The sequence below is a fragment of the Microvirga roseola genome (assembly GCF_020866965.1).
Classification (GTDB): domain Bacteria; phylum Pseudomonadota; class Alphaproteobacteria; order Rhizobiales; family Beijerinckiaceae; genus Microvirga; species Microvirga roseola.
On sequence record NZ_JAJATX010000009.1, the window covers coordinates 1 to 25765 of the forward strand.

29 protein-coding genes and 1 other RNA gene are annotated in these 25765 nt (G+C 66.3%); 13 read left to right on the forward strand and 17 right to left on the reverse strand.

Annotated features, from left to right (window positions below; all coding sequences use genetic code 11):
- Positions 1–38 precede the first annotated feature (38 nt).
- Complete coding sequence (locus LG661_RS07990; protein WP_230531352.1) at positions 39–398, reverse strand: excalibur calcium-binding domain-containing protein; 360 nt, start codon at positions 396–398, stop codon at positions 39–41.
- Positions 399–497: 99 nt separating this feature from the next.
- On the opposite strand from LG661_RS07990, the gene LG661_RS25055 reads away from it, so the two are divergent.
- Entirely contained in the window at positions 498–629 is a 132-nt protein-coding gene (locus tag LG661_RS25055; protein WP_268995441.1) for a hypothetical protein, read from the forward strand.
- On the opposite strand, the gene ybgC is transcribed toward LG661_RS25055, so the two are convergent.
- From ybgC to LG661_RS08055, 13 genes are all read right to left on the reverse strand, one after another.
- On the reverse strand, positions 620–1015 hold the full coding sequence (gene ybgC, locus LG661_RS07995; RefSeq protein ID WP_230531466.1) for a tol-pal system-associated acyl-CoA thioesterase: 396 nt from the start codon (positions 1013–1015) through the stop codon (positions 620–622). The two genes, LG661_RS25055 and ybgC, sit on opposite strands and share 10 nt — an antisense overlap.
- Positions 1016–1194: 179 nt before the next feature.
- Positions 1195–1899, reverse strand: coding sequence for a hypothetical protein (locus LG661_RS08000; protein ID WP_230531353.1), 705 nt, complete (start codon positions 1897–1899; stop codon positions 1195–1197).
- Between the two features lie 43 nt (positions 1900–1942).
- Positions 1943–2989: a Holliday junction branch migration DNA helicase RuvB gene (gene ruvB, locus LG661_RS08005; protein WP_230531354.1), complete on the reverse strand. Its 1047-nt coding sequence runs from the start codon at positions 2987–2989 to the stop codon at positions 1943–1945.
- A 192-nt stretch (positions 2990–3181) separates the two neighbouring features.
- The gene (ruvA, locus tag LG661_RS08010) at positions 3182–3799 is read right to left on the reverse strand and encodes a Holliday junction branch migration protein RuvA (RefSeq protein ID WP_230531355.1); all 618 of its coding nucleotides are present in this window, start codon (positions 3797–3799) and stop codon (positions 3182–3184) included.
- Positions 3800–3934: 135 nt separating this feature from the next.
- The gene (ruvC, locus tag LG661_RS08015) at positions 3935–4438 is read right to left on the reverse strand and encodes a crossover junction endodeoxyribonuclease RuvC (RefSeq protein ID WP_230531356.1); all 504 of its coding nucleotides are present in this window, start codon (positions 4436–4438) and stop codon (positions 3935–3937) included.
- Between the two features lies 1 nt (position 4439).
- Positions 4440–5186 (reverse strand): YebC/PmpR family DNA-binding transcriptional regulator, encoded by a 747-nt coding sequence (locus tag LG661_RS08020; protein WP_230531357.1) that lies wholly within the window; start codon positions 5184–5186, stop codon positions 4440–4442.
- Positions 5187–5311: 125 nt separating this feature from the next.
- Positions 5312–6601 (reverse strand): HD-GYP domain-containing protein, encoded by a 1290-nt coding sequence (locus LG661_RS08025; protein WP_230531467.1) that lies wholly within the window; start codon positions 6599–6601, stop codon positions 5312–5314.
- Between the two features lie 165 nt (positions 6602–6766).
- Positions 6767–7456: an exopolysaccharide biosynthesis protein gene (locus tag LG661_RS08030; RefSeq protein ID WP_230531358.1), complete on the reverse strand. Its 690-nt coding sequence runs from the start codon at positions 7454–7456 to the stop codon at positions 6767–6769.
- A 66-nt stretch (positions 7457–7522) separates the two neighbouring features.
- Entirely contained in the window at positions 7523–8344 is an 822-nt protein-coding gene (locus tag LG661_RS08035; protein ID WP_230531359.1) for a TIGR00282 family metallophosphoesterase, read from the reverse strand.
- 9 nt (positions 8345–8353) lie between these two features.
- On the reverse strand, positions 8354–8938 hold the full coding sequence (locus LG661_RS08040; protein ID WP_230531360.1) for a 5-formyltetrahydrofolate cyclo-ligase: 585 nt from the start codon (positions 8936–8938) through the stop codon (positions 8354–8356).
- Positions 8939–8942: 4 nt separating this feature from the next.
- A non-coding RNA gene (gene ssrS / locus LG661_RS08045) (6S RNA) lies at positions 8943–9098 on the reverse strand.
- A gap of 103 nt (positions 9099–9201) precedes the next feature.
- Positions 9202–9567 carry a cell division protein ZapA gene (locus LG661_RS08050; RefSeq protein ID WP_230531361.1) on the reverse strand — a complete coding sequence of 122 codons (366 nt, stop codon included), beginning with the start codon at positions 9565–9567 and terminating at the stop codon, positions 9202–9204.
- Positions 9568–9570: 3 nt separating this feature from the next.
- A complete protein-coding gene (locus LG661_RS08055) occupies positions 9571–9864 on the reverse strand; it encodes a DUF4164 domain-containing protein (protein WP_230531362.1) in 294 nt (97 codons plus the stop codon).
- 375 nt (positions 9865–10239) lie between these two features.
- Here LG661_RS08055 and tkt point away from each other — a divergent pair, with 375 nt between their 5' ends.
- The 9 genes from tkt to LG661_RS08100 all read left to right on the forward strand — a co-directional run bounded on the left by tkt (position 10240) and on the right by LG661_RS08100 (position 20307).
- A complete protein-coding gene (gene tkt / locus LG661_RS08060; protein WP_230531468.1) occupies positions 10240–12174 on the forward strand; it encodes a transketolase in 1935 nt (644 codons plus the stop codon).
- Between the two features lie 45 nt (positions 12175–12219).
- Complete coding sequence (gap, locus tag LG661_RS08065; RefSeq protein ID WP_230531363.1) at positions 12220–13227, forward strand: type I glyceraldehyde-3-phosphate dehydrogenase; 1008 nt, start codon at positions 12220–12222, stop codon at positions 13225–13227.
- A gap of 12 nt (positions 13228–13239) precedes the next feature.
- Positions 13240–14430, forward strand: coding sequence for a phosphoglycerate kinase (locus tag LG661_RS08070; RefSeq protein ID WP_230531364.1), 1191 nt, complete (start codon positions 13240–13242; stop codon positions 14428–14430).
- Positions 14431–14542: 112 nt separating this feature from the next.
- Positions 14543–15631: a class II fructose-bisphosphate aldolase gene (gene fba / locus LG661_RS08075; protein WP_230531365.1), complete on the forward strand. Its 1089-nt coding sequence runs from the start codon at positions 14543–14545 to the stop codon at positions 15629–15631.
- Positions 15632–15738: 107 nt separating this feature from the next.
- A complete protein-coding gene (locus LG661_RS08080; RefSeq protein ID WP_230531366.1) occupies positions 15739–16389 on the forward strand; it encodes a thiamine phosphate synthase in 651 nt (216 codons plus the stop codon).
- Entirely contained in the window at positions 16389–17288 is a 900-nt protein-coding gene (locus LG661_RS08085) for a tetratricopeptide repeat protein (RefSeq protein ID WP_230531367.1), read from the forward strand. Before LG661_RS08080 ends, LG661_RS08085 begins: the two co-directional genes overlap by 1 nt.
- 130 nt (positions 17289–17418) lie before the next feature.
- Positions 17419–18213 (forward strand): inositol monophosphatase family protein, encoded by a 795-nt coding sequence (locus LG661_RS08090; protein ID WP_230531368.1) that lies wholly within the window; start codon positions 17419–17421, stop codon positions 18211–18213.
- A 103-nt stretch (positions 18214–18316) separates the two neighbouring features.
- Positions 18317–19279, forward strand: coding sequence for a flagellar motor protein MotA (locus tag LG661_RS08095; protein WP_230531369.1), 963 nt, complete (start codon positions 18317–18319; stop codon positions 19277–19279).
- Complete coding sequence (locus tag LG661_RS08100) at positions 19279–20307, forward strand: peptidoglycan -binding protein (RefSeq protein ID WP_230531370.1); 1029 nt, start codon at positions 19279–19281, stop codon at positions 20305–20307. The genes LG661_RS08095 and LG661_RS08100 overlap by 1 nt, the downstream gene beginning before the upstream one ends.
- 104 nt (positions 20308–20411) lie before the next feature.
- On the opposite strand, the gene LG661_RS08105 is transcribed toward LG661_RS08100, so the two are convergent.
- A complete protein-coding gene (locus LG661_RS08105; protein ID WP_230531371.1) occupies positions 20412–22211 on the reverse strand; it encodes an ABC transporter transmembrane domain-containing protein in 1800 nt (599 codons plus the stop codon).
- Between the two features lie 160 nt (positions 22212–22371).
- Between LG661_RS08105 and rpmE the strand changes: the two genes are divergently transcribed.
- Complete coding sequence (gene rpmE / locus LG661_RS08110) at positions 22372–22608, forward strand: 50S ribosomal protein L31 (protein ID WP_230531372.1); 237 nt, start codon at positions 22372–22374, stop codon at positions 22606–22608.
- Between the two features lie 62 nt (positions 22609–22670).
- Here the strand turns inward: rpmE and rcdA are convergent, their stop codons facing one another.
- Together rcdA and LG661_RS08120 are read right to left on the reverse strand one after the other, a co-directional pair.
- Positions 22671–23186 (reverse strand): protease adaptor protein RcdA, encoded by a 516-nt coding sequence (rcdA, locus tag LG661_RS08115; protein WP_407666678.1) that lies wholly within the window; start codon positions 23184–23186, stop codon positions 22671–22673.
- A 321-nt stretch (positions 23187–23507) separates the two neighbouring features.
- A complete protein-coding gene (locus LG661_RS08120) occupies positions 23508–23711 on the reverse strand; it encodes a DUF1192 domain-containing protein (protein WP_230531374.1) in 204 nt (67 codons plus the stop codon).
- Positions 23712–23810: 99 nt separating this feature from the next.
- Between LG661_RS08120 and LG661_RS08125 the strand changes: the two genes are divergently transcribed.
- Both LG661_RS08125 and LG661_RS08130 read left to right on the forward strand, forming a co-directional pair.
- Positions 23811–24809 carry an NAD(P)H-quinone oxidoreductase gene (locus LG661_RS08125; protein ID WP_230531375.1) on the forward strand — a complete coding sequence of 333 codons (999 nt, stop codon included), beginning with the start codon at positions 23811–23813 and terminating at the stop codon, positions 24807–24809.
- Between the two features lie 190 nt (positions 24810–24999).
- The gene (locus LG661_RS08130; protein ID WP_230531376.1) at positions 25000–25722 is read left to right on the forward strand and encodes a DUF1013 domain-containing protein; all 723 of its coding nucleotides are present in this window, start codon (positions 25000–25002) and stop codon (positions 25720–25722) included.
- Positions 25723–25765: the final 43 nt, after the last annotated feature.

The window sequence follows — 25765 nt, forward strand, 5'->3', positions numbered from 1 at the left end:
TTCACCCTCGGCTCACTGATGAAAGTGCCAAAGTAGTGCTAGAGCTCCTGCGTCTCGCAGGCGCGGCCGTTGGAATTCCTGTCGTGATGCGACCAGTAGCCGGGTCTTCCGTGATATGCGGGAGCGACGCCCATCATCCGGGCGATGCCGCAGGTGGGAAAAGCCGCCAGGTGCTTCACCGTCGCCAGGAGTGGCCAGGGACTCACGCTCATCGCCGTTCCGGTGAGAGCGAGAACCCCGACGGCCACCAGCGCCCAGACCCTGACCCGGCGACAAAGGCGCTGCAACGCCGCCTTGCGATAGAAGCGGCAGGATATGGCCCGGAACCGACGCTGCAGGCTTTGCAGCTCCCGGTCAGGGGCTCTACTCTCGTAGAACCGCCAGTTCTCAGGCTGCATCCATTCTCCCCCTTCTGTGTCGGGAGGCAGCATAATGCAACGATATGTTATTCCTAAACCGTACGGGGCGAACCGATTCACGGCCCCGACCGGGAAATCGTGGACCTCACCTTCCCGGAAGGCCAGGGACGCGTCGACGTGATCGCGATCTACGAGGTTGAGGACGGCCGGATCGCAAAGGCATGGTTCAAGACAGGAGCGCCGGTGCTGGACGGCAGCCCTCAATCCTGAGGTACAGTCGGCGCAAGTACCGCCCGCAGCTCGTCCGGGATGCGCACGGCCCGACCTTCCCTTACGGCAGCAACCATGACATCGGCGGCGACCAGCACCTCGTCGCCGCGCCGGACCTCCTGCGAGAGCGTCATGGACGCGCCGCGCATCTCCTTGGGCCAGGTCACGACAGTGAGCACGTCGTCCATGACCGCCGCGCCGCGGAAGTCGATGGTCATCTTGCGGACGACGAAGGCGAGCCCGCCCATCTCGGCGTGAAGGTCCGACTGCGCCACCTCCACGGCCCGCAACAACTCCGTGCGCCCGCGCTCCATGAAGCGCAGATAGCTGGCGTGGTAGACGCGGGCTGAGAAATCCGTGTCCTCGTAATAGACGCGGATAGGCATGACATGCGCGCCGTCGCGCAGGGAGCCGGAGAGATGGGGCCAAGCGCCGCCCTGCCCTCCTCCCCCTTGTGGGGAGGAGTTGGAGGTGGGGGTGCCAGCGCCACGTTCCGAAGTGGCGCTCACACCTCCACCCTGGCCCCTCCCATACGAGGAAGGGAAAATGGCGTCGCGTTTCTCGTTCATCCCGATGCTCGCTCAGTCCGGAGTGCAGCCAATCTTCTGGACTTGATCCAAGTCGCTCCGATCAGAACCAGAGCCCAAACGATCTGAATGAAAGCAAATACCGGCCAGAGAACAAGGCCCCAGAAGAGCCAGACCGTATTCGGTTTGGCATTTTTAAGGGAAAGAGGCGCCTCTATCCGAACCTGCACGGCCTCCCCAACTAGGGCCGGATCGACAGATGTAACCTTCAGACGGACCCTGTTAAGGCCCGGATACAGCATGAACTCTGTCCTGGGCTCGGGCGGTGGCTGAACCCACATAGCGGCCTGTCCGTCGACAATCTCACCCATCATGTGACGCTCCAGGATAAGCTTGTCGCCCCTCTGCGCCGGCCAAGCTACATAAGTTACTGGCGAAACGCGGCTAGACGAGAGGGACACCTGAACGGAAGCTCCAGGCTCGGTAAAGACTTCTAAATTGGGAGTTTCTGTTGCAGCAGTCGGACAGCACTTACCGAGTTCACGTCGGTCGGTCTCAAGCCCATCGAATAAGAGCAGGAAATCTATAGCGTTGGGAACAACTCGTACGAGCTTTAACTCGAATGCGCGTCCAGGAATGAGCTCGATCTTCGTTGTAGTTGAAGTTGCTTCAACGCTCCCGGCAGCAACATATCCTGCCATCGTCGCGCTGACGGCCAACCATGTGAGCCATGACCACTTCATAGCGCGCCCCCAGGCTGCTTCTTAGAAAAGCCGATTGCGCTTCTCACTCATCCCCATCCCCATTGAACAGCCCGAACTGCGCCGTCGTCTCGCGGGTGGGCTCCGGCAGGCCGAGATGCTTGAAGGCGTGGGGGGTGAGAACGCGGCCGCGGGGGGTGCGCTGCACGAAGCCCTTCTGGATCAGATAGGGCTCGATGATGTCCTCGATGGCGTCGCGGGGCTCCGAGAGGGCCGCGGCGATGGTCTCGATGCCCACGGGGCCGCCGCCGAAGGAGGAGGCGATCATGGTCAGGTATTTGCGGTCCATGAGGTCAAGGCCGATGGGATCGACGTCGAGGAGGCGCAAGGATCGGTCGGCGAGGTCGCGGGAGACGGTCTGGACGCCCTCGACGATGGCGAAGTCGCGCACGCGGCGGAGCAGGCGGCCCGCAATGCGCGGCGTGCCGCGGGAGCGGCGGGCGATCTCGTTCGCGCCGTCCTCGCTCATGTTCAGGCCCAGCACCCGCGCGCCGCGCCGCACGATCAGCTCCAGTTCCTCGACGGTGTAGAATTCGAGCCGGATCGGGATGCCGAAGCGGTCGCGCAAAGGCGTCGTCAGCAGGCCCGCGCGGGTGGTCGCGCCGACGAGCGTGAATTTCGGCAGCTCGATCTTCACCGAGCGGGCCGCCGGGCCCTCGCCGATGATGAGGTCGAGCTGGTAGTCCTCCATGGCGGGATAGAGGATTTCCTCCACCGCAGGATTGAGCCGGTGGATCTCGTCGATGAAGAGCACGTCGCGCTCTTCCAGGTTCGTGAGCTGCGCCGCGAGATCGCCCGCCTTCGCGATGACCGGGCCGGAAGTCGAGCGGAAATTGACGCCGAGCTCGCGCGCCACGATCTGCGCCAGCGTGGTCTTGCCCAGCCCCGGAGGCCCGACGAAGAGCACGTGGTCCAGCGCATCGCCCCGCGCCTTGGCGGCATTGATGAAGACCTGGAGATTGGCCCGCGCGGCCTTCTGGCCCGTGAAGTCGTCGAGCGAGAGCGGCCGGATCGACGCATCAGTGTCGTCCTCGCGCTTTTCGGGGCTGAGCAGGCGGCGGGAATCGGTCAAAGAGGCTTACCTTCCGGGCACTTCATATAGGCGCTGAGACACTAATACGCCATTCTTAACGAGATCAAAACAGGAACGTTGCGTTCCTTTCGTCATTCCCGGCGGGAGCGCCGCGGAGGGGAATCCATCGGCACGGAGCGTGTGACCGGATCCCCTTCCCCGGTCCTGCGGACCGCAGGGGATGAGAGGGGCTCACCGCGCCAGCTCCCTGAGACCTAGCCGAATGAGCGTCTTCGCTTCCGCCTCCTCGCCCGCCTGCTTCATCGCGGCGGCGACGGCGGCCGAGGCCTGGACCTGGGGATAGCCCAGGTTGACGAGGGCCGAGACGGCGTCGGCCACCGGGGCAGGCGCGCTCCTGTCCTCCACCGCGCCGGTGAGGCGGATGAGGGTCGGGTCGACGGGGGCGAAGGCCGGTGCCTTGTCCCTGAGTTCGGAGACGATGCGCTGGGCGAGCTTGGGGCCGACGCCGGGCCCGCGCGCCATGGAGGCCTTGTCGCCGGTGGCGATCGCGGTGGCGAGGCTTCCCGGATCGAGCACGGAGAGGATGCCGAGCGCCACCTTGGAGCCCACGCCCTGGACGGATTGCAGGAGGCGGAACCACTCGCGCTCCGCATCGGACTTGAAGCCGAAGAGGCGGATCATGTCCTCGCGGACATGGGTCTCGATGGACAGGACCGCCGCCTCGCCTTCCTTCGGCAGGTTCTGAAGGGTGCGGGAGGAGCAATGGACCACATAGCCGACGCCGTGCACGTCGAGGATGACGAAATCCTCGCCGTAGGAATCCACCACGCCTTTGAGTTTGCCGATCACGGGCGTCTCCTGTGTCTTGTCATTCCCGGCGAGCGAAGCGAGGGAAGGGAATCCATCGGTACCCGGAACTCTTCCAGCGGATCCCTTCCCGGCCATGCGGGCTGCCGGGGATGACGCCGGTTATTCCATTACACCCTAAAAGCTTGCCGCCAAAGCGCGGGCCTTGCGGTGATGGGCGTGGGCGATGGCGATGGCCAGCGCATCGGCCGCATCGGCCTTCTTGAAGTCGGCCTTGGGCAGCAGGATCTTCACCATGGCCTGCACCTGGTCCTTCTCGGCGTGGCCGACGCCCACCACGGTCTTCTTCACCTGGTTCGCGCCATATTCCGCCACCGGCAGGCCGTGAAGGGCCGGCACCAGCAGGGACATGGCGCGGGCCTGGCCGAGCTTGAGGGTCGCCTGGGCGTCCTTGTTGACGAAGGTCTCCTCGACGGAGACCTCGTCGGGCGTCCAAGTCCTGATCACATCCGTCAGCCGGTCGTGAAGCTGCTTGAGGCGAAGGGCCAGGTCGAGGTCGCCGTCCGAGGTCACGACCCCGCAGGCGACGTAGGAGAGCTTCGTCCCCTCGACGGTGATGACGCCCCAGCCCGTGTTGCGCAGGCCGGGATCGAGGCCGAGGATGCGGACGCGCTCAGACACATCAGCCCGCCATCTTCTGCATCAGGTCCTCGGAGAGCTCGAAATTGCCGTAGACGTTCTGGACGTCGTCGTGCTCCTCGAGCGTCTCCATGAGCTTCATGAGCTTCTCGCCCGCCTCGTCGTCCACGGCTACGGGGGTCTGGGGCTTCCAGACGAGCTTGGAGGCCCTCGGCTCGCCGAACTTGTCCTCCAGCGCCTTGGTCACCTCGTTGAGGGCGGTCTGCTCGCAATAGACCTCGTGGCCGTTCTCGGAGGAGGCCACGTCCTCCGCGCCCGCCTCGATGGCGGCCTCCAGCATGGCGTCGGCATCGGCCACGTCCGGCCCGAACTCCACGAGGCCCACGCGGTCGAACATGAAGGAGACCGCGCCGGTCTCGGCGAGGTTGCCGCCGCTCTTGGTGAAATAGGAGCGGATGTCCGAGGCCGTGCGGTTGCGGTTGTCGGTCATCGCCTCGACGATGATGGCGGCGCCGCCCGGGCCGTAGCCCTCGTAACGGATCTCCTCGTAGTTCTCGCCGTCATTGCCGGCAGCCTTGTTGATGGCGCGCTGGATGTTGTCCTTGGGCATGTTCTCGGCGCGGGCGGCGAGGATCGCGGCGCGCAGGCGCGGGTTCATGGCGGGGTCGGGCGTGCCCATCTTAGCCGCCACGGTGATTTCGCGGGCGAGCTTGGAGAACAGCTTGGAGCGCATCGCATCCTGGCGCCCCTTGCGGTGCATGATGTTCTTGAATTGCGAATGTCCCGCCATCGGGGCCTCCGGGATGTGGCCGAGGACTGCTTGGAAACCCAGCGCCCGTCAGGCCATGAATGTTGACGATGCCAGGCTTATAAGGCGGCGAAGGGCGCGAGGCAAACCAAGTCTCCCCAGCCCGCTCAGGCTGCGGCCATCTCCATCCTTGTGAGCGCGCTGCGAAGCGCCGCGACGCAGGCGGGGTCCAGGGCCGTGCCGGAATCGGCGGCCAGGATCTCAAGTGCTTTTGCAACCGGCATCGCGGCGCGATAGGGCCGGTCGGCGGTCAGGGCGTCGAAGACGTCGGCCACGGAGACGATCCGCGTGGCCGGGCAGATTGCGTCGGCCTCGATGCCCCGCGGGTAGCCCTTGCCGTCGAGCCGCTCGTGATGCGCCCCGCCGATGCGGGCGGGGTCCCGGAAGGCCCCGATGCGGGCGAGGATCGTCTCGCTGTAGAGGGCATGGCGGCGCATGGCGGCCATCTCAGCCTCGTCGAGCCGTCCCGGCTTGTCGAGGATCTCGTTGCTGACCCCGAGCTTGCCGATGTCATGCAGAAGGGCGGCGCGCTTGAGGCGGCGGCGCGCGGCGGCGTCGAGCCCCATCTCCTCGGCGATCAGATCCGCGAAGAGCGCGACCCGGTCGCTGTGGCCGCTCGTATAGGGGCTCTTGGAGTCGACCACCCGGGCGAAGGCCGCCGCGATGTCGTCGAGGTAATCCTCGTCGGCCACCTCGATCCTCTGGGCGGGCTCGAGGGAAAAGACCGCCTCCTCCACGCTGTCGGACCCGAGCACGTCCCAGAATCGCGGATGGGCGGCGACGCGCTCGAAGGCAGCGACCACCGCAGGGTCGAACCAGGTTCCCGACCGCTCCCGGACCTCGCGCCGGGCCGCCGCCTCCCCTGCGCTCCGGTGGAAGACGTCCGCGACCTGGGAGAGGAGAGCGATGCGGGAATAGACCGGGATCGCGGTTCCTTTAAGCCCCTCGGGCTTGCCCCCTCCGTTCCAGTGCTCGTCGAGGCACTGGATTCCCTGCGCCACCCCTTCGGGGAAACGCAGCTGGCGGGCAATCTCGGCCCCGCGCTGGCAGCGGGTCTCGATGAGCTCACGGGCGATCTCGCCTCCGTTCTGGACGATGTTGAGAATGGCGCGGAAGCGCTCCGCAAGCCCCGCCCGCATGCCCGTATGCGACAGGACGAAGCCCAGGACCTGCGGCAGCCTACTGCCCACGAGCTTGAAGTCGCGCTTGAAGCCGAGATCGTCCGCCAGATAGAGCTGGCCGATGCGGGCCGCATTGCTGCTGCAGCCGAGGCCCTTGAGGAGGATCGTGTAGTAGAGCTCCCACAGGGCGGAATCGCTCAGCCCCATCTCGCGACCGATATGGACGTCGATCCAGCAGGAACGCACGCAATGGCCGGGCGGCTGGCCCTCGGTCATGTCGAGGGCGTGGCTCAGCGCTCCCAGGACTTCCGAGAGCCGGACCGCCTGCGAGGCCGCTGCCGAACCGCTGACCGAATTCTCCGCTTCCACGCCCTGCCCACCCGAGTCGCTGACCCAAGGGACGAGACCTTGCGAGGGAGGGCTTAAGATTCCGTGCCCGCCTTAAAACCCGAACCAGGACGGAAAATTCTCGAAAGCCGCGACGATCAGCTGATACGAGGCTCCAAGGATCGTCACCGTATAGGCGATCCCCGCCAGGCCGATGAGATAGCCCAGGATCAGGAGGTATCCATCCTCCTCCATCACCGCGATCGAGGCGATCACGAGGGCGATGGAGGGCGGGAAATTGGTGCCCGGGAAGGGAATCAGGACGGAGAGGGCGACGAGAAAGGCGAAGAGGCCGATCATCCGGTCGCCGACAACGCTGAAAAGCTGCGTGAGGCGCGGCTTACAGAGGCGCTCGAGCTTCTGGAGCTTGGGTTCCGCGATGTCGATCAGGCGCTTGAACTTGGCGACCGAAACGGTCCGCCGCAGGATGAATTTGGGCAGCCAGGGGCGCCTGTGGCCCAGCATCATCTGGATGCCGAAGATGAGCACCGGGGTGCCCACGATGCCGGCGACCCCCGGCGGGGCGGGAACGCAGTTGGGCAGGGAGAACAGGATCAGGACGAACCCGAAGGCGCGCTCGCCGAAGGCCTCGATGATCTGGCCGATGGAGATGGTCTCTCCCTTGGCCTGATCGATGACCGCGCGCAGGACGGCGGAGACGCTCTTGTGCTCAAGCTCCTGGTGCAGGGGACTCGGCTCTCGGTAGATGCTTTTTCTCGTCCCGGTTTGTGTCTTCGCGTCCACCGATCTTCTCCGTCGAGATCAGGAGATGGGCATGGTTCAGGCGCAAACCAAGGGACCGCCGCCGCATCAATCCCAAAAGCGTGGCCAAGTCTCTTCGAGATGCGGCCCGAGCCGGACCGCCGCCACCCGCACCGCCAGCCCCGTCCGGTCGTCGGTTTCGACCGCGATGCCGGAGAGCGTAGCCTCGCCGGCGGCGGGCTCCAGGCGCATGCCCGGCGTCTTCTGGAGGAAGCGGCGAACCGGCTCCTCCTTCTGCATGCCGATGACGGAGTCGTAATCGCCGCACATGCCCGCATCCGTCATGTAGGCCGTGCCGCCAGGGAGCACCCGGTAATCGGCGGTCGGGACATGGGTGTGGGTGCCGACCACCAGGGTGGCCCGGCCGTCGAGGTAATGGCCCATGGCCTCCTTCTCGCTCGTCGCCTCCGCGTGGACGTCCACGATCACGGCATCCGCAACCTGGCCTAAGGGACAGGCCTCGAGCTCCCGGTCGACGGCCGCGAAGGGATCGTCCAGCGGGTCCATGTAGAGGCGGCCCATGACGTTGACGACGAGGACCCGGTGGCCCGAGCGGGTGTCGATGAGGTTGGCGCCACGCCCCGGCGTTCCCGGCGGGAAATTCGCCGGACGGAGGAGTCTCGGCTGGCGCTCGATGAACACCAGCGTCTCGCGCTGGTCCCAGGAATGGTTGCCAAGCGTGATCGCATCGGCGCCTGCGGCCAGTACCTCGTCGCAGATCGCCTCGGTGAGGCCGAAGCCGCCGGCGGCGTTCTCACCGTTGATGACGACGCAATCGAGCCGCCAGCGATCCCGAAGCCCGGGAAGGCGCTCGATCACCGCATTGCGGCCGGACCGCCCGACGATGTCGCCAAGGAAGAGAAGACGCATGGTGGTCCTTTAAACAGGCTGGGTCCGAATGAGTTCGGCTTCGGTAACGATAACATCGAGCGGCCGATCATGGTCCTCGACCGGAACCGCCTCGATCTCCTGAACCGCATAAGCCAAGCCGATGGTCAAGATCGGATGCTGTGCCTCCAGCGCCGCGATGGCCCGGTCGAAATGGCCTTTTCCGTAGCCGACGCGCCCTCCCCTGCGGTCGAAGGCGATCAGCGGCACGAGGAGCGCTCTCGGAAAGACCTCCGGCGCATCGGGTCCGGGCTCGCGCACGCCGAAGCCGCCCTTCACCAGCACGTCGCCAGGCCGCCAGAGGCGCCAGCTCAAATGGGGGTGGAGGATCTGGGAGAGGGCCACGTCCTGTCCGCGCTTGAGAAGCGCCTCCATGAGCGGGCGGGAATCGACCTCGCTGCGGATGGGCCAGTAGCCGCCAACCGGGTTGGCGTCCTTCAAGTCGGGCAGGCCCAACGCTTGCGCGGCGATGCGCCGGGCAGCCTCGTGGCGGAACTCGGCCTCGAGCGCGTCGCGGCGGGCGAAGCCCTCGTGGCGGATCTGATCCTTGAGACTGGAAGGGGAAGGAGATGTCATGAGGTGCGGAGCCACAGAAGCCGTCGGAGAAGCGATCCCGGGAACCTACAAAGTAGGTGGGCGCCGTATGTCCCGGTCCACGGACCGGGTCAGGGACAGCTCCCTTCAGGATCGATAAGGCCCCGGGGAAAATGACTCCTAACGCGCCCCGCAGCCCCGCCTTTCCTATGTAGGGATGATGAAGGCCGGGGGGAAGGGGAAAGTTTGGGAAATCGAGAGCAAGATGGGCCTCACCTTTTCTTACGGGCAGGGCGAAAGCCGCCTCACCCCTGCCCGGCCGCATTGAGGCTTCGCGCCAGCTGCTCGATGCGCTCCGCGGTGGCCTGGACGATCTGGGCCAGTCTCGCCTCGAAGACCTGACTGCGCTCGTCCCCGGTGGCAAAGCGCCTGATCTCGGCAAGCTCCGCCTCCACGGCCGCGAGCCGCCTTTTCGTCTCGTGCAGCTCGTCGGCCAGGGCAATCGCCGCCATGACGTGGAGGCGCATGTCGCCGATCTCGCCGAAGGTCGCACGCATCTCCTCGATCCGGGCATCGTAGGCGGCTGCAAGGCCTTCGAGATGCCCCTCCTCGCCCTCGGCGCAGGCAATCCGGTAGGCTGTTCCTGCAATCGTCACCGTCACCTGGGCCATGGATCAGCCCTCTTCCGGCTCGAGCTCGCCGGCCTGGGCCAGCACGGCCTGGACCGCGCCGATGGCATGGCGGACGCGCCGACTCACGTCGTCGGTGGCGGCCTCGAAACGATGGAGACGGGTGAGCGCCCCGTCCAGCTCCTCGGCGAGGCGCGAGCGGTCGTCCTGCATGAGCTGGAGCTCGGTCTCCAGGCTCCCCCGACGCCGGTCGGCCTCCAGCCGGCGCGAGACCGCGGCCTCCAGCAGGCCGAAAGCGATCTCAAGCCGTTTCATCGCATCGTCGAGGGTGGGATTCATCAAGCCTCCGGGATTCGGCGAAGACAGTAGAGCATCGTGCGGAAAAGTGGACCCGGTTTTCACTGACGTGGCCCCTCGGGTCCGCCCGAACGATGCTCCACCCAAACAGAAGGCGCCTGGTTGGGTCCCAAAAGCGCCAATCCGCTTTTGGGACCGATGCTTTAGGGCCGAGCCGTGCCGGGAGCAACAATCCTTGGAGGATGAGGACTTTTCCGGTCTTTGACTCCCCCCTGCCCCGTGTTAAGGAGCCCCGGATTTCCTGACAGACCGCCCCTGAGGGCCTTTTTCGAAGTAGTGGATCTCGCCGTGCAAGATACCGTCTCCGCCGCTCGCGTCACCCATTCCGATCTGGCGAGCGCCATCCGCGTCCTCGCCATGGACGCCGTGGAGCAGGCCAAATCGGGCCACCCCGGCCTGCCCATGGGCGCCGCCGACATGGCGACGGTGCTGTTCACCAAGTTCCTGAAATACGACGCCGCCGACCCGACCTGGCCCGACCGCGACCGCTTTGTGCTCTCCGCCGGCCACGGCTCCATGCTGCTCTACGCCCTGCTCCACCTCACCGGCGTGAAGGGCATGACCATCGAGGAGCTGCAGAACTTCCGCAAGCTCGACTCCAAGACCCCGGGGCATCCCGAGAACTTCATGACGCCGGGAGTCGAGACCACCACCGGCCCGCTCGGCCAGGGCATTGCCACGGCGGTGGGCTTCGCGCTCGCCGAGCGCATGCTGAATGCCGAGTATGGCGACGACCTCGTCGACCATTACACCTATGTGCTCGCCTCCGACGGCGACCTCATGGAAGGCATCAGCCAGGAGGCCATTGCGCTTGCCGGCCACCTGAAGCTGAACCGCATGATCGTGCTGTTCGACGACAACGGCATCTCCATCGATGGCCCCCTGTCGCTCTCCGACTCCGTGGATCAGGTGAATCGCTTCCAGGCCTGCGGCTGGAACGCGGTGCGCGTGGACGGCCACGACGAGAAGGCGATCCAGCGCGCCATCTCCAAGGCTCAGAAGTCGGACCGCCCGACTCTCATCGCCTGCAAGACCACCATCGGCTTCGGCGCCCCGAAGAAGGCCGGCACCTCCAAGGCCCACGGCGAGCCGCTGGGCGCCGAGGAGCTGGCGGGCGCGAAGGCCGCCATCGGCTGGAGCCATGCGCCCTTCGAGATCCCGGACAATATCCGTGACGCCTGGGCCAAGGCCGGCAAGAAGGGCCGCCGTCATCGGAAGGCCTGGACCGAGCGCCTGAAGGCCCTGCCGGCGGAGAAGCGCGCTGAGTTCGAGCGCCGCGTGAAGGGCGTGCGCCCCGAAGGCCTCGGTGAGGCCGTCGCCAGGCTGAAGGACCGCCTGATCGCCGAGCCGCAGAATGTCGCCACCCGCAAGGCCAGCGAGATCGCCCTCGAGGTCCTGACCGAGGCCATGCCGGAGCTGGTTCTGGGCTCGGCCGACCTGACGCCCTCCAACAATACCAAGACCAAGAACCTCAACGCCATCGCGCCGGGCCAATATGCGGGCCGGTATATCCACTATGGCATCCGCGAGCACGGCATGGCGGCGGCCATGAACGGCATTGCGCTCCACGGCGGCTACGTGCCGGCCGGCGCGACCTTCCTGGTCTTCACCGACTATGCCCGCCCCGCCATGCGCATCGCGGCGCTCGCCGGGATCCCGGCGGTCTATGTGATGACCCATGATTCCATCGGCCTCGGCGAGGACGGCCCGACCCACCAGCCGGTGGAGCATCTGGCGGCGCTCCGCGCCATGCCGAAGATGCGCGTCTTCCGCCCGGCAGACGCGGTCGAGACGGCCGAGTGCTGGCAGCTTGCGCTCGAGCGCAAGGACGGCCCCTCGACCCTGGCGCTGACCCGCCAGAACCTGCCGCAATCCCGCAAGGAGGCCGGCCAGGGCAACCTCTCGGCGACCGGGGCCTACGAGCTGTCGCCCGCTTCGGGCAAGGCCCGCGCCACGATCTTCGCCTCAGGGAGCGAGGTCGAGATCGCGCTGGCGGCCCAGAAGATCCTCGAAGAACAAAGCTTCGCCGTTCGCGTTGTGTCGGTGCCCTCGCTCGACCTGTTCCTGGCTCAGCCGGAGAAGGTTCGCGCCAGCATCATCGGCGACGCCCCGATCAAGGTGGCGGTCGAGGCGGCCGTCCGCTTCGGCTGGGACTCGGTGATCGGCTCCGACGGGATTTTCGTCGGCATGCATGGGTTCGGCGCAAGCGCGCCCTACAAAGACCTCTACAAGCACTTCGGCATCACCGCCGAGGCCGTGGCGGAAAAGGTCCTCCGGACGCATAATCTCTGAGGCTCACACAAGATTTCAGCCTCGCTTGATAAGGGAGCTAAGACGATGACGGTGAAGGTCGCGATCAACGGTTTCGGTCGCATCGGGCGCAACATCCTGCGGGCTATCGTGGAAAGCGGCCGCACGGATATCGAGGTGGTCGCGATCAACGACCTCGGCCCGGTCGAGACGAACGCCCACCTGCTCCGCTTCGATTCCGTCCATGGCCGCTTCCCGGCTGAGGTGAAGGTCGACGGCGAGGCCCTCGTCATCAACGGCCAGAAGATCAGGGTCACGGCAATCAAGGACCCGGCGACCCTGCCTCACCGGGAGCTCGGCGTGGACATCGCGCTCGAGTGCACCGGCATCTTCACCTCCAGGGAGAAGGCCGCGGCTCACCTGACCGCCGGCGCGAAGCGCGTCATCGTCTCGGCTCCGGCCGACGGCGCGGACCTGACGGTCGTCTACGGCGTCAACCACGACAAGCTGACGAAGGACCACGTCGTCATCTCGAACGCCTCCTGCACCACGAACTGCCTGGCCCCGATGGCCAAGGTGCTTCACGATGCGGTCGGCATCGAGAAGGGCTTCATGACGACGATCCACTCCTACACGAACGATCAGCCGACCCTCGATCAGATGCACAAGGACCTCTACCGCGCCCGCGCGGCGGCCCTGAACATGATCCCGACCTCGACCGGCGCGGCCAAGGCCGTGGGCCTCGTCCTGCCCGATCTCAACGGCAAGCTCGACGGTTCCTCGATCCGCGTGCCGACCCCGAACGTGTCGGTGGTGGACTTCAAGTTCCTCGCCAAGAAGACGACGACCAAGGAAGAGATCAACGAGGCGATCAAGCGCGCCGCCGATGGGCCGCTCAAGGGCGTCCTCGGCTACACGAACCAGCCCAACGTCTCGTCGGACTTCAACCACGACCCGCACTCCTCCGTGTTCCACCTGGACCAGACCAAGGTGATGGAGGGCAACTTCGTGCGCGTCCTGTCCTGGTACGACAACGAGTGGGGCTTCTCGAACCGCATGGCGGACACCGCCGTCGCCATGGCGAAGCTCATCTAAGGGAGGCCTGGAATGACCGCCTTCCGCACGCTCGATCAGGCCGACGTCAAGGGAAAACGCGTTCTCGTCCGGGTGGACCTCAACGTCCCGATGGAGAACGGCCGGGTGACGGACGCGACGCGTATCGAGCGCGTCCTTCCCACCATCCGGGAAATCGCGGACAAGGGTGGAAAGGTGATCCTTCTCGCCCATTTCGGCCGCCCGAAGGGTCGCGATCCGAAGGAATCCCTGAAGCCTGTCGCGGAGGCGGTCTCCCAGCATCTCGGAAAGCCCGTGGCCTTCGCCGATGACTGCATCGGCGAGGCGGCAAGCCATGCCGTGAACGCCCTGAACAAAGGCGAGGTCCTTCTGCTCGAAAATACCCGCTTCCATGCGGGCGAGGAGAAGAACGATCCCGCCTTCGTCCAGGATCTGGCGAAGCTCGGCGACCTCTATGTCAACGACGCCTTCTCGGCGGCGCACCGGGCGCACGCCTCGACGGAAGGGCTTGCCCGCGTGCTGCCGTCCTATGCCGGCCGCACCATGCAGGCGGAGCTCGACGCCCTGACGAAGGGCCTGGAATCTCCCAAGCGTCCCGTCGTCGCCATCGTGGGCGGCGCGAAGGTCTCGACCAAGATCGATCTGCTCGAGAATCTCGTCACCAGGGTCGACGCCCTCGTCATCGGCGGCGGCATGGCCAACACCTTCGTCCACGCCACGGGCCTGGGCATCGGCAAGTCGCTGGCGGAGAAAGATCTGGCCGCGACGGCCTTGCGCATCATCGAGAAGGCGCGCGACGCCAACTGCGCCATCATCCTGCCCGTCGACGGGGTCTGCGCCTACGAGTTCAAGGCGGGAGCCGAGAACCACACCTACGGAATCGATGCGATCCCCGAGGACCGGATGATCCTCGACGTCGGCTCGCAGTCGGTCGAGCGCGTCAACGCCGCCATCAACGATGCGGCGACCCTGGTCTGGAACGGCCCGCTCGGCGCCTTCGAGATCGCCCCGTTCGACCAGGGCACGGTGGCGGCGGCCCGCCATGCGGCACAGCGCACCAAGGAAGGCAAGCTCGTCTCGGTCGCCGGCGGCGGCGATACGGTGGCGGCGCTCAACCACGCTGGCGTTGCGGACAGCTTCACCTATGTATCCACGGCAGGCGGCGCCTTCCTCGAATGGATGGAAGGAAAGGCGCTCCCCGGCGTGGAAGCGCTGAGGGCTTAAGAGCGTTTTCCGGCGAAGCGGATACAGGTTCGCCGGAAGAGAACGCAATAGTGGTTTAAGCAACGGTTCAGCTTAGGCGCGCCTATAAGAGCGCGCCCACAAGGAGGAAAAGATGGCGCGCATTACCATGAGGCAGCTTCTGGATCACGCAGCCGAGCAAGGCTACGGCGTGCCTGCCTTCAACATCAACAACATGGAGCAGGCCCTCGCGATCATGGCGGCGGCCAACGAAGTCGATGCGCCGGTGATCATCCAGGCGTCCCGCGGCGCACGGTCCTACGCCAACGACGTCATGCTCAAGCACATGATGGACGCGGTGACCGAGATCTATCCTCACATTCCGGTCTGCGTGCACCTCGACCACGGCAATGAGGCCGCGACCTGCATGACCGCGATCCAGGCCGGTTTCACCTCCGTGATGATGGACGGCTCGCTGAAGACCGACGGCAAGACTCCGGGCGACTGGGACTACAATGTGGGCGTCACCAAGAAGGTGGTCGAGATGGCCCATCTCGGCGGCATCTCGGTGGAGGGCGAGCTCGGCGTTCTGGGCTCGCTCGAGAGCGGCATGGGCGAGGCCGAGGACGGCCACGGCGCCGAGGGCAAGCTGTCGCACGATCAGCTGCTGACGGACCCCGACGAGGCCGTGAAGTTCGTGGCCGAGACAAAGGTCGACGCGCTCGCCATCGCCATGGGCACCTCGCACGGCGCCTACAAGTTCACCCGCAAGCCCGACGGCGCGATCCTGGCCATGCACGTGATCGAGGAGATCCACAAGAAGCTCCCGAACACTCACCTCGTGATGCACGGCTCCTCCTCGGTGCCGCAGGATCTGCAGGACATCATCAACCAGTACGGCGGCCAGATGAAGCCGACCTGGGGCGTGCCGGTGGAGGAGATCCAGCGCGGCATCAAGCACGGCGTGCGCAAGATCAACATCGACACCGACAACCGCATGGCGATGACCGGCCAGATCCGCAAGGTGCTGACCGAAAACCCGGGCGAGTTCGACCCGCGCAAGTACCTGAAGCCGGCCATGGAGGCGATGACGAAGCTCTGCAAGCAGCGCCTGCAGGAGTTCAACACCGCCGGGCAGGCGTCAAAGATCAAGCGGGTCTTCACGCTGGCCGAGATGGCCAAGCGCTACGCTTCCGGCGAGCTCGACCCGACCTTCGGCACGACGCGCCAGGCCGCGGAGTAAGCCGGACAGGCTTTCGCCTCAATCATCGTGAACAAGCGGGGCCTCGCAAGACGGCCCCGTTTTCGTTATGGGAAGGCCGTCTTTCATTTCTCGAAGTTCCGGAACCCATGGCCGAGCCCACCGCCCGCCTCTATCTTATCACCCCCGTCCTGGAGGATGCATCCTTCGCCGGGCCTCTCGCGGCAGCCTGCGCGAGCGGCGGCGTCGCCGCCGTCCTGCTGCGGCTTGGAGCCGCCGACGAGCGCAGCCTGACCAATCTGGTGAAGGCCTACGCCCCCGCCGTGCAGGACCACGGGGCGGCGCTCATCGTGACCGCCGAGGGCAAGGCGGATCTCGCCACCATCGCCGCCCGGGGCGGGGCCGACGGCGTTCACATTCCCGGCGACCCGGCCCAGGCGCGCGAGCTTCGCGACCGGGTCAAGGCCGACCGGGCCATCGGCGTCGGCGCGATCCGCACGAAGGACGACGCCATGACGCTGGGCGAGGCTGGTGTCGATTACCTGCTCTTCGGGGAGCCTCGTGCCGACGGCTCCCTCCCTCCCCTGGAGAGCGTGGTGGAGCGGGCCGCTTGGTGGGCGGAAATCTTCGAGACGCCCTGCGTCGCCTATGCGCCGAGCCTCGACGCCGTGGAGACGTTGGCTGCGACGCATGCGGAGTTCATCGCCCTGGGCGACGCGGTCTGGTCCCATGCGGACGGACCCGCCGCTGCCGTAAAGCTCGCCGCCGAAACCCTTGCCCGGCAGGAGGCCTCCAGCTGATGCGCCGTTTCGCGATCGCCGGCGCGCTCCTCGTCGCGTGGCTCGTGGGCCCGGCCTCCGCGGCCGAGCCCGATCGGGCCTATGGCGCCTTTCAGCGCGGCCTCTACCAGACGGCCTTCCGGGAAGCGACCCTGCGGGTCGAGAAGAACAAGAACGACGCCGCCGCCATGACGCTTCTGGGAGAGCTCTACAACCAGGGTCTCGGCGTGCCCGCCGATCCGAAGAAGGCGGCCGAGTGGTACCGCCTCGCGGCCGACCGCGGCGACGCCCATGCGCTGGCCGCCCTCGGCCTCATGGCCCTCGACGGGCGTGGCATGGAGAAGAACCCGGCGCAAGGCAGGGCGTGGCTGGAGCAGGCCGCCGCCAAGGGCAACCCCATCGCCAGCCACAATCTTGCCCTGCTGCTCATCTCGAGCGGGGCGGACGAGGATCTCAAGAAAGCCGTAGGGCTTCTCAGGAAAGCCGCCGAAGCGGAAATTCCCGATGCCCAGCACGCTCTCGGTGTGCTCTACCTGAAAGGAAGGGGCGTAGAGCGCAACGCCTCGGAGGCTGCGCGCCTCTTCGAGCGCGCCGCGAAGAACGGCAGCTCGGTCGGCGAGGTCGAATACGCGATCCTGCTTTTCAACGGAGAAGGCGTTCCGGCCAGCGAGGCGCAGGCGGCCCGCTATTTCCGCCGGGCCGCCGCCAAGGGCAACGCCATCGCGCAGAACCGCCTCGCCCGGCTTCTCGCCGCCGGACGCGGCGTCCCGCAGGACAAGGTGGACGCTGCAGCCTGGCACATCCTCGCCGCGGCCCAGGGCCTGAAGGATGCCTGGCTCGACAATGCCCTCAAGGATCTCACGCCCGAGGAGCGGAAGCGCGCCGAGAAATTGGCGGCCGAGCGCCTCGGAATGCGCTGACCTGCCGAAATAACGGATCAATCGGGCTCCCACCCGGTTGATGTCATCCGGGGGCCGCTTGACGTGCCCCTCCCCGTGGTCCATCGACCACATTCCCCTTTCATTCGCTCTTTGCCAGGACCCGCCGACGATGATCCGCTCGCCCCTCATGACCGTCATGACCGATGCCGTGATGAAGGCCTCGCGCTCCCTGAAGCGCGATTTCGGCGAGGTGGAAAACCTGCAGGTCTCCCGCAAGGGGCCCGGCGACTTCGTCTCCGCCGCCGACCGCAAGGCGGAGAAGATCCTGCGCGAGTCTCTCGAAAAAGCCCGCCCCGGCTACGGCTTCATCCTCGAGGAAGGCGGAGTCGTGGAGGGCACTGACACGAGCCACCGCTGGCACATCGACCCCCTCGACGGCACCACGAACTTCCTTCACGGCCTGCCGCAATTCGCCATCTCCGTCGGCCTGGAGCGCGACGGGCAGATCGTCGCCGGCGTGATCTACGATCCCGCCAAGGATGAGCTCTTCATCGCGGAGAAGGGCAAGGGCGCCTATCTCAACAACCGCCGCATCCGCGTGGCGGCGCGCAACGACATCGCCGAGGCGGTCATCGCCTGCGGCTTGCCGCATATCGGCAAGGGCGACCACGCGCTCTGGCTCAGGGAGGCCGCCGCCGTGATGGGCTATGTGGGCGGCATGCGCCGCTGGGGCGCGGCAGCGCTCGACCTCGCCTATGTGGCCTGCGGCCGTCTCGACGGCTATTGGGAGCGCGGGCTCAGTTCCTGGGACATGGCGGCGGGCATCCTCCTGGTCCGCGAGGCGGGCGGCTTCGTCTCCGATGCGGACGGCGGCAGCGATCCCCTGACGAAGAAAACCATCGCCTGCGGGAACGAGATCATCCACCGTGAGCTTCTCGCGCTCTTGAAGAAGGCCAAAGGCTGATATTTCTGTTCGTGCAGGCGGGCGGGAGAGCACCCAAGCTTGATCCTGCGATCAGGCCCGGTCACATTAGGGCCGTCCAGAAGCACGAACGCACAGGATAAAGATGGCGGACCAACCCCTTACCCCACCGCGGATCTACCTGATCCGCATGGCGGTCTTTCTGATCCTGGCGGGGTTTATCGCCTTTATCCTTTACCGGCAGATCTGGGATGCCTTTCAGGCCAATCCGGGGCTGAACGCCCTGATCCTCGGCGTGATGTTCATCGGCATCGTGCTCGCCATCCGGCAGGTCTGGCGGCTCTTTCCCGAAGTGCGCTGGGTCAACACCATCCGGCCGACTGAAGAGGGGCTCGTGGCTAGCTCGACGCCGCGCCTCTTGGCCCCCATGGCCGCCCTGATTTCCAATAGGTCGAGCAACCAGTCCCTCTCCGTGGCGGCGACCCGCTCGGTGCTCGATTCCATCGGCGCGCGCCTCGACGAGAGCCGCGAGGTCGTGCGCTACCTTGCAGGCCTCCTGGTCTTCCTCGGACTGCTGGGCACTTTCTGGGGCCTCATCGACACGGTGGGCTCGGTCGGGCGCATCATCTCGTCCTTGAGGACGGGCCAGGATGCGGCGGTGCTCTTCGACGAGTTGAAGAACTCGCTCGCCGGTCCGCTACAGGGCATGGGCCTGGCTTTCTCCGCCTCTCTGTTCGGCTTGGCGGGCTCCCTGGTCCTCGGCTTTCTCGACCTTCAGGCCGGTCAGGCCCAGAGCCGGTTCTACACGGAGCTGGAGGACTGGCTCGCCACCTCCACCATGGATGCCCCTGCCGAGACGCCCGCCCGCGCCGGCGCGCCGCAGGAACTGATGGTTGCCCTGAACCGGCTGACCGCCGCCGTCAACGACGGGGCGAGCAGCCGGGCCGCGACCCAGGCCATGGCCAATCTGGCAGAAGGCGTGCAGGGCCTCGTCCAGCACATGCGGGCGGAGCAGCAGATGATCCGCGACTGGGTCGAAGCCCAGGCCGCCCGCGAGAAGGAATTGAAGCAGGTTCTCGATCGCCTGACCCGTGAAAGGCTGCCCTGATGCCGGTTTCGAGCGCAGGAGGACGGCGGCGCGGGCGCGCAGGCCAGATGAACTACTGGCCGGGCTTCGTCGACGCCCTGTCCACTCTGCTCCTGTCCATCGTCTTCCTGATCTCGATCTTCACGGTCGGTCAGTTCTTCCTCTCCCGCGAGATCTCGGGCCGGGACACGGTTCTCGACCGCCTGAACCGGCAGATTGCCGAACTCACCGATCTCCTCTCCCTGGAGCGCTCGAACCGGCGCACGGTGGAGGAGAGCATTGCGGCCCTGCAGAGCACCCTCCAGGCAAGCGAGGCTGAGCGGGCGCGCCTGCAGGGACTGCTCAACAGCGGCGGACAGATCCAGGCGCAGGCGCAGGAACTGGGCCTAGCCCTTGAGGCCGAGCGCCAGGCTACGGGCCGGGCACTGAGCCAGGTCGAGATCCTCAACCAGCAGATCGCGGCCATGCGCCGCCAGCTCGCAGCGCTCGAAGAGGCCCTCGCCGCGTCGGAAGCCCGCGACCAGGAAAGCCAGGCCCGCATCGCCGATCTCGGCAGCCGCCTCAACGTGGCGCTTGCCCAGCGGGTTCAGGAGCTGGCCCGATACCGGTCCGACTTCTTCGGCCGTCTCAGGCAGATTCTCGGCAACAGGCCGGACATCCGCATCGTCGGCGACCGCTTCGTTCTGCAATCCGAACTCCTGTTCCCGGCGGGCCAGGCGGTCCTGAGGCCGGAAGCAGCCAACGAGATCGACCGCATCGCCGCTGCCCTGGTCGAGCTGGAGCGGAAGATTCCGCCGGACATCCCCTGGGTGCTGCGCGTCGACGGCCACACGGATGCGCGCCCCATCGCCACGGCCCAATTCCCCTCGAACTGGGCCCTGGCGGCCGCCCGCGCCATCGCCGTGGTCCAGGCCCTCGTCGCCCGCGGCGTCCAGCCCCAGCACCTGCTGGCGGCCGGCTTCGGCGAATATCAGCCCCTCGATCCGGGCACGACGGAAGAGGCCTATGCCCGCAACCGCCGCATCGAATTCAAGCTGACGGAGCGGTGAGGCCACAAGGCCTCCGAAGAAGCCTCGGATCGGACGCCGATCCGCAAGCACTTCTCATTTAAGAATAGCGGCCATCCCTCGGGCACTGGGCTGGAGGGGCTTATTTACTCCGCCGCCTCGGTCCGGCCTTCCCGGTCGGTGAACTGGAGCCGGGCCAGACGGGCGTAGAGACCGCCCTTGGCCCAGAGGGTCTCATGGGTGCCCTCCTCCACGATCACCCCGCGTTCCATGACCAGGATCCGGTCTGCGGAGCGGACGGTGGCGAGGCGATGGGCGATGACGAGGGTGGTGCGGCCTTCCATGAGCCGGTCGAGGGCGGTCTGCACCTTGCTCTCGCTTTCCGCATCCAGCGCCGAGGTCGCCTCGTCGAGGAGCAGGATCGGCGCGTCCTTCAGGATTGCGCGGGCGATGGCGAGGCGCTGGCGCTGGCCGCCCGAGAGCGTTACGCCCCGTTCCCCGATGAGGGTGTCGTAGCCCTGAGGCATTGCCTGAATGAATCCATCGGCGGAGGCGAGCTCGGCTGCCCGGCGGACCTCCTCCTCCGTCGCGTCCTGCCGTCCGTAGCGGATGTTGTCCAGCACGCTCGTGGCGAAGATCGTCGGCTCCTGCGGCACGAGGGCCATGCGGGCCCGCAATGAGAAGGGATCGGTCTCCGCGATCGGAACCCCGTCGACCAGGACCCGGCCGCACTGCGGGTCGTAGAAGCGCAGCAGCAGTTGCAGGATGGTGCTCTTGCCCGCGCCGGACGGGCCGACGATGGCGACGCGCTCGCCGGGCGCGACCCTGAAGGTCAGGCCATGGAGCGCCGGCTGCTCGCCGCGGGTCGGATAGGAGAAATGCACGTTCTCGAAAGCCATGGTGCCGAGGGGCGGCTCCGGGAGCGGCTTCGGGTTCTGCGGCACCGCAATGGCGGGCTTGGCCTCCAGGATCTCGCCCAGACGCTCCGCCGCGCCGGCAGCCTGGGCGAGTTCGCCATAGACCTCCGAGAGCTGACCGAGGGAGCTCGCCGCAAAGACCGCATAGAGCACGAATTGTCCGAGCCGCCCGCCGGTCATCTCGCCCGCGAGCACGTCCTGCGCCCCGTACCAGAGCACGCCGACGACGCTGGCCGAGACGAGAAAGATGCCGGTTCCGGTCAGGAAGGCCCGCATCGTGGTGGAGAGGCGCGCCGCTCCGAAGGCCTCCTCCGCGGCTTCAGAGAAGTGCGAAGCCGTCCGGCTCTCCATGCCGAAGGCCTGCATGGTCCTGACGGAGACGATCGCCTCCGCCGCATAGGCCGAGGCATCCGCCAGCCGGTCCTGGGCCGCCCGCGAGCGACGGCGAACGGCTCTTCCTGAGAAGACGAGGGGCAGGACGATCACCGGGATCGCCAGCAACACAAGGGCCGAGAGCTTCGGGCTCGTGACGATCATGAGCACCACGGCCCCGACGAAGAGGAAGAGATTGCGCAGGGCGATCGAGATGCTGACCCCGAAGGCGGCCTTCACCTGCGTGGTGTCGGCGGTGAGCCGCGACACGATCTCGCCGCTCTTCGTCTGGTCGAAGAAGGCCGGGTCGAGGGAGGTCAGGTGCCGGAACACGGCGGCGCGCAGGTCCGCCACCACCCGCTCGCCCAGGGTGATGACGAGGTAGTAGCGCAGGGCGCTCGCCAGGGCCAAAACGCCGACGACCACGAGCAGGAGAGAAAAATAGGCGTTGATGTAGGCCCGCCCCTCCTCCGAGAAGCCGAAATCCACAACGCGCCGCACCGCCACGGGCACGACAAGCGTGGCGGCGGAGGCCATGATGAGGGCCGCAATCGCCGCGGCGATCCGGCCCTTGTACGCAAGACCGTAGGGGATGAGGGGTTTCAGGGCGCTGAGCGCCGCCTTGGGGCGGTTCGCTCCTGACGGGAGATCGGCCATGGCACTTTCGTTTGCGGAATCCGGGTCCCCGGGGGTTTAGCACCTTTGCTCCCGCTTGTTTCAAGGTTCTAAGTGAGGTATAGGCGCGCAATCATCAAGACAGGCTCGATCTGAAGCTGCGGGCTGACCAGACTGGCTGGCCGCGAGAAGGACTATGGCAATGGCGCGCAAAGAGACCGATCATCCCGACTACCACTTCATCAAGGTGGTCATGACCAACGGCACCGAGTACACGACCCGGTCGACCTACGGCAAAGAGGGCGACACCCTCAACCTCGACATCGACCCGAACACTCACCCGGCCTGGACCGGCGGTTCGCAGCAGCTGCTGGACCGCGGCGGCCGTGTGTCGCGCTTCAACTCGAAGTTCGGCAATCTGGGCCTGGGCAAGAAGTAATCCGGCCCACCGGCACCGATCGGATAAAGAAAGCCCCGCTTCCGCGGGGCTTTTTCTTGTCCTCACTCCGAAGGGTCGAAGGCCTTCTGCAGCAGGCCGAGCTGAGTGGCCACGGGGTTGGCAGGTGCAGGACGCGGAGCTGTCTCGCCCTCGGTGATCAGCCGGTCGAGATGCAGGATGCGGGCGTGAAGCCGGGCCGCGAGGCCGATCAATTCCCTGAGACGGACGGGCAGGGCTTCGAAATCGGAAATGCTGGCGCTCGCATCCTTCGAATTGAGGCGGACGCGGTTCTTCTCGGTCTGAGCCTGATCGGGGGACATTTCGCCCTCCGCCACCGCCCGCTGCAGGAGAAGCCAGGAGGCGATCTGCATTAGCCGGGTGGTCAGGCGCATGCTCTCGCTGGCATAGGCGAGGCTCGCCTGACGCACCAGCTGCCGGGATTCCTCTCGGCCGTCACCGTCGAGATAGGCGGCGGTCTCCTCGATGAGCTCCATGCCCTCTTGAAAAAGGGCCTTGAAGGCTTCGGAACCTACGAAACTCTGCCCGAACCGGACAGGATCGGCGTCAAGTTTGATCACGTCAGGTTCCTTCACCGAGCGCCTCCCAAAGCATTCCCCCCTCCAGCCACGGGGCCGGAGCGGGTCTTCCGCAACGTCAGGAGATCATTATAGGGCGCGATCGCGACGGATGCCCTGCTAACCTACTCTTAAGGTTAAGCCGCAAAGCCCACCTAAAAATTGAGCCGCCAGGGGCGGCTCGAGGTCATAACAGGGAGGCGTCAAACACAAGTGGACAGGAGCCACTCGGCATCCAGCGAGAGAGAAAACTGGATGCCTCATTCATAATTCGGGAACCTTAAGAGAGAGTTAAAAAGCATTCCCGACGCAGGGCGACCGCCCTTACTGGCCGAGCTTGAAAAAGGCGCTGGCCGCAGCGCGGGAATTTTCCTTGTCTCCCCTCGCCTCCCTCAGGCGGGCGATCTCCCGCTCGAGCATCGCGACGCGTTCGTCGATCTCGTCGATGGACAGCATCGACAGGTCCTGCCCGATCTGGTGGCCATTCAGGGTTTCGCGCGGTTCTTCGGCGAAGGGATCGAAAGCCATGGCACTCTCCTCCTCAACGGATTGGTCGCAGATTAGTCCGGCATGCGCGCCTTGCCAATCTTGCCCTATATCTGCGGAGCTTGACCAAAGGAGGGAAAAATGGGGCCGATTCCGGACATGATGCGCGCCGTTGTGGCGGAGGGGAGCGGCGGGCCGGAGGTGCTCCGTATCATCGAGCGACCCGTTCCGCGCCCGGGCGAGGGCGAGATCCTGGTGCGGATCGAGGCGGCGGGCGTGAACCGTCCCGATGTCCTGCAGCGGCAGGGCGGCTATGCCCCTCCCCCCGGTGCATCGGACGTGCTGGGCCTCGAGTTCTCGGGCGAGGTGGTCGCGACCGGGCCGAACGTCCACCGCTTCCGGGTCGATGCGCCGGTGATGGCGCTCGTCTCAGGCGGCGGCTATGCGGAATACGCGATCGTCCATGAGAGCAATGCCCTGCCCATCCCCGCAGGGCTTTCCATGGAGGAAGCGGGCGCCGTTCCGGAGACCTTCTTCACCGTCTGGACCAACGTGTTCGAGCGCGGCCGGCTGCGGCGGGGCGAGACACTGCTCGTCCATGGCGGCACGTCGGGCATCGGGACCACGGCAATCCAGCTCGCCAGGGCCTTTGGGGCCACGGTCATCGCGACGGCGGGCACGGCGGACAAGTGCGATGCCTGCACGGATCTCGGCGCGGATGTGGCGGTGAACTACAGGGAGGCGGACTTCGTCGCGGCCGTGAAGGAGGCGACCGACGGCCGGGGGGCGGACGTGATCCTCGACATGGTCGGAGGCGACTACATCCCCCGCAACCACGAGGTCGCGGCGCAGGATGGCCGGATCGTCCAGATCGCCTTCCTGCAGGGCAGCAAGGTGGAGGTCGATTTCCGCCGCCTGATGCTCAAGCGCCTGACCCACACGGGTTCGACCCTGCGGCCCCGCTCGGTCGCGGAAAAGGCCGGCATCGCCCGGGCGCTGGAGGAAAAGGTCTGGCCGCTGCTGGCCCAGGGCCGCTGCAAGCCGGTCATGGATTCGACCTTCGACTTCGATGACGTGGCCAAGGCCCATGCCCGCATGGATGGGGGCGAGCACATCGGCAAGATCGTCCTGCGGCTTTGACGCCCCGACGAGCAGAAAGCGCTCCTCCCGCGCTATAGAATTTGCAACATCGCGGCACGATCCCTATAATCATGCCGTTTCCCTCACAATGTGAGACGAGATGCTCCGGTCCCGGCCGGGTCGGAGCGCGAGAGAGTTTTGCCGTGCGGCGCCGATCATCCGGCGCCCGGCCTGAAGGAGGTTCGCCTACATGTCCCAGGGACCGCTGATGCCGAAGGCGACGGCCGTTTGGCTCGTCGAGAATACATCGCTGTCGTTCGACCAGATCGCCGATTTCTGCAAGCTGCACCCCCTCGAGGTGAAGGGCATCGCGGACGGCGAGGTTGCGGCGGGCATCAAGGGCCTCGACCCGGTGACCACGGGCCAGCTGACCCGCGAGGAGATCGAGAAGGCCCAAGACAACCCGAACTACCGCCTGAAGCTCGCCGAATCGCGGGTGAAGCTGCCGGAGCAGAAGAAGATCAAGAAGGGGCCGCGCTATACCCCGGTCTCCCGCCGCCACGACCGCCCGAACGCCATCCTCTGGCTGGTGCGCAACCATCCCGAGCTCAAGGACGCCCAGATCATGCGTCTGGTGGGCACCACCAAGACCACGATCCAGCAGGTCCGCGACCGCACCCACTGGAACTCGGCGAGCCTGACCCCGATGGATCCGGTGACGCTTGGCCTCTGCTCGCAGATCGATCTCGATTTCGAGGTGCAGCGCGCCGCCAAGGATCGCCCGCAGGTTCAGCCGCAGGAGACCGGAGGCACCCTGATGCCGGCCGAGGTCTCCACCGCCGAGGAGCCCCGGCACGACGAGCCCTTCGCCGATATGAGCCGGCCCAAGCCGGCCCAGGAGGAGGACATCGACGTCAACTCCGTCTTCGCCAAGCTCAAGCAGCTCAAGCGCGACGACGAGGACGAGGAATAAGGTTCAAAAAAGGCCCGGATCGCTCCGGGCCTTTTCTTTTCCG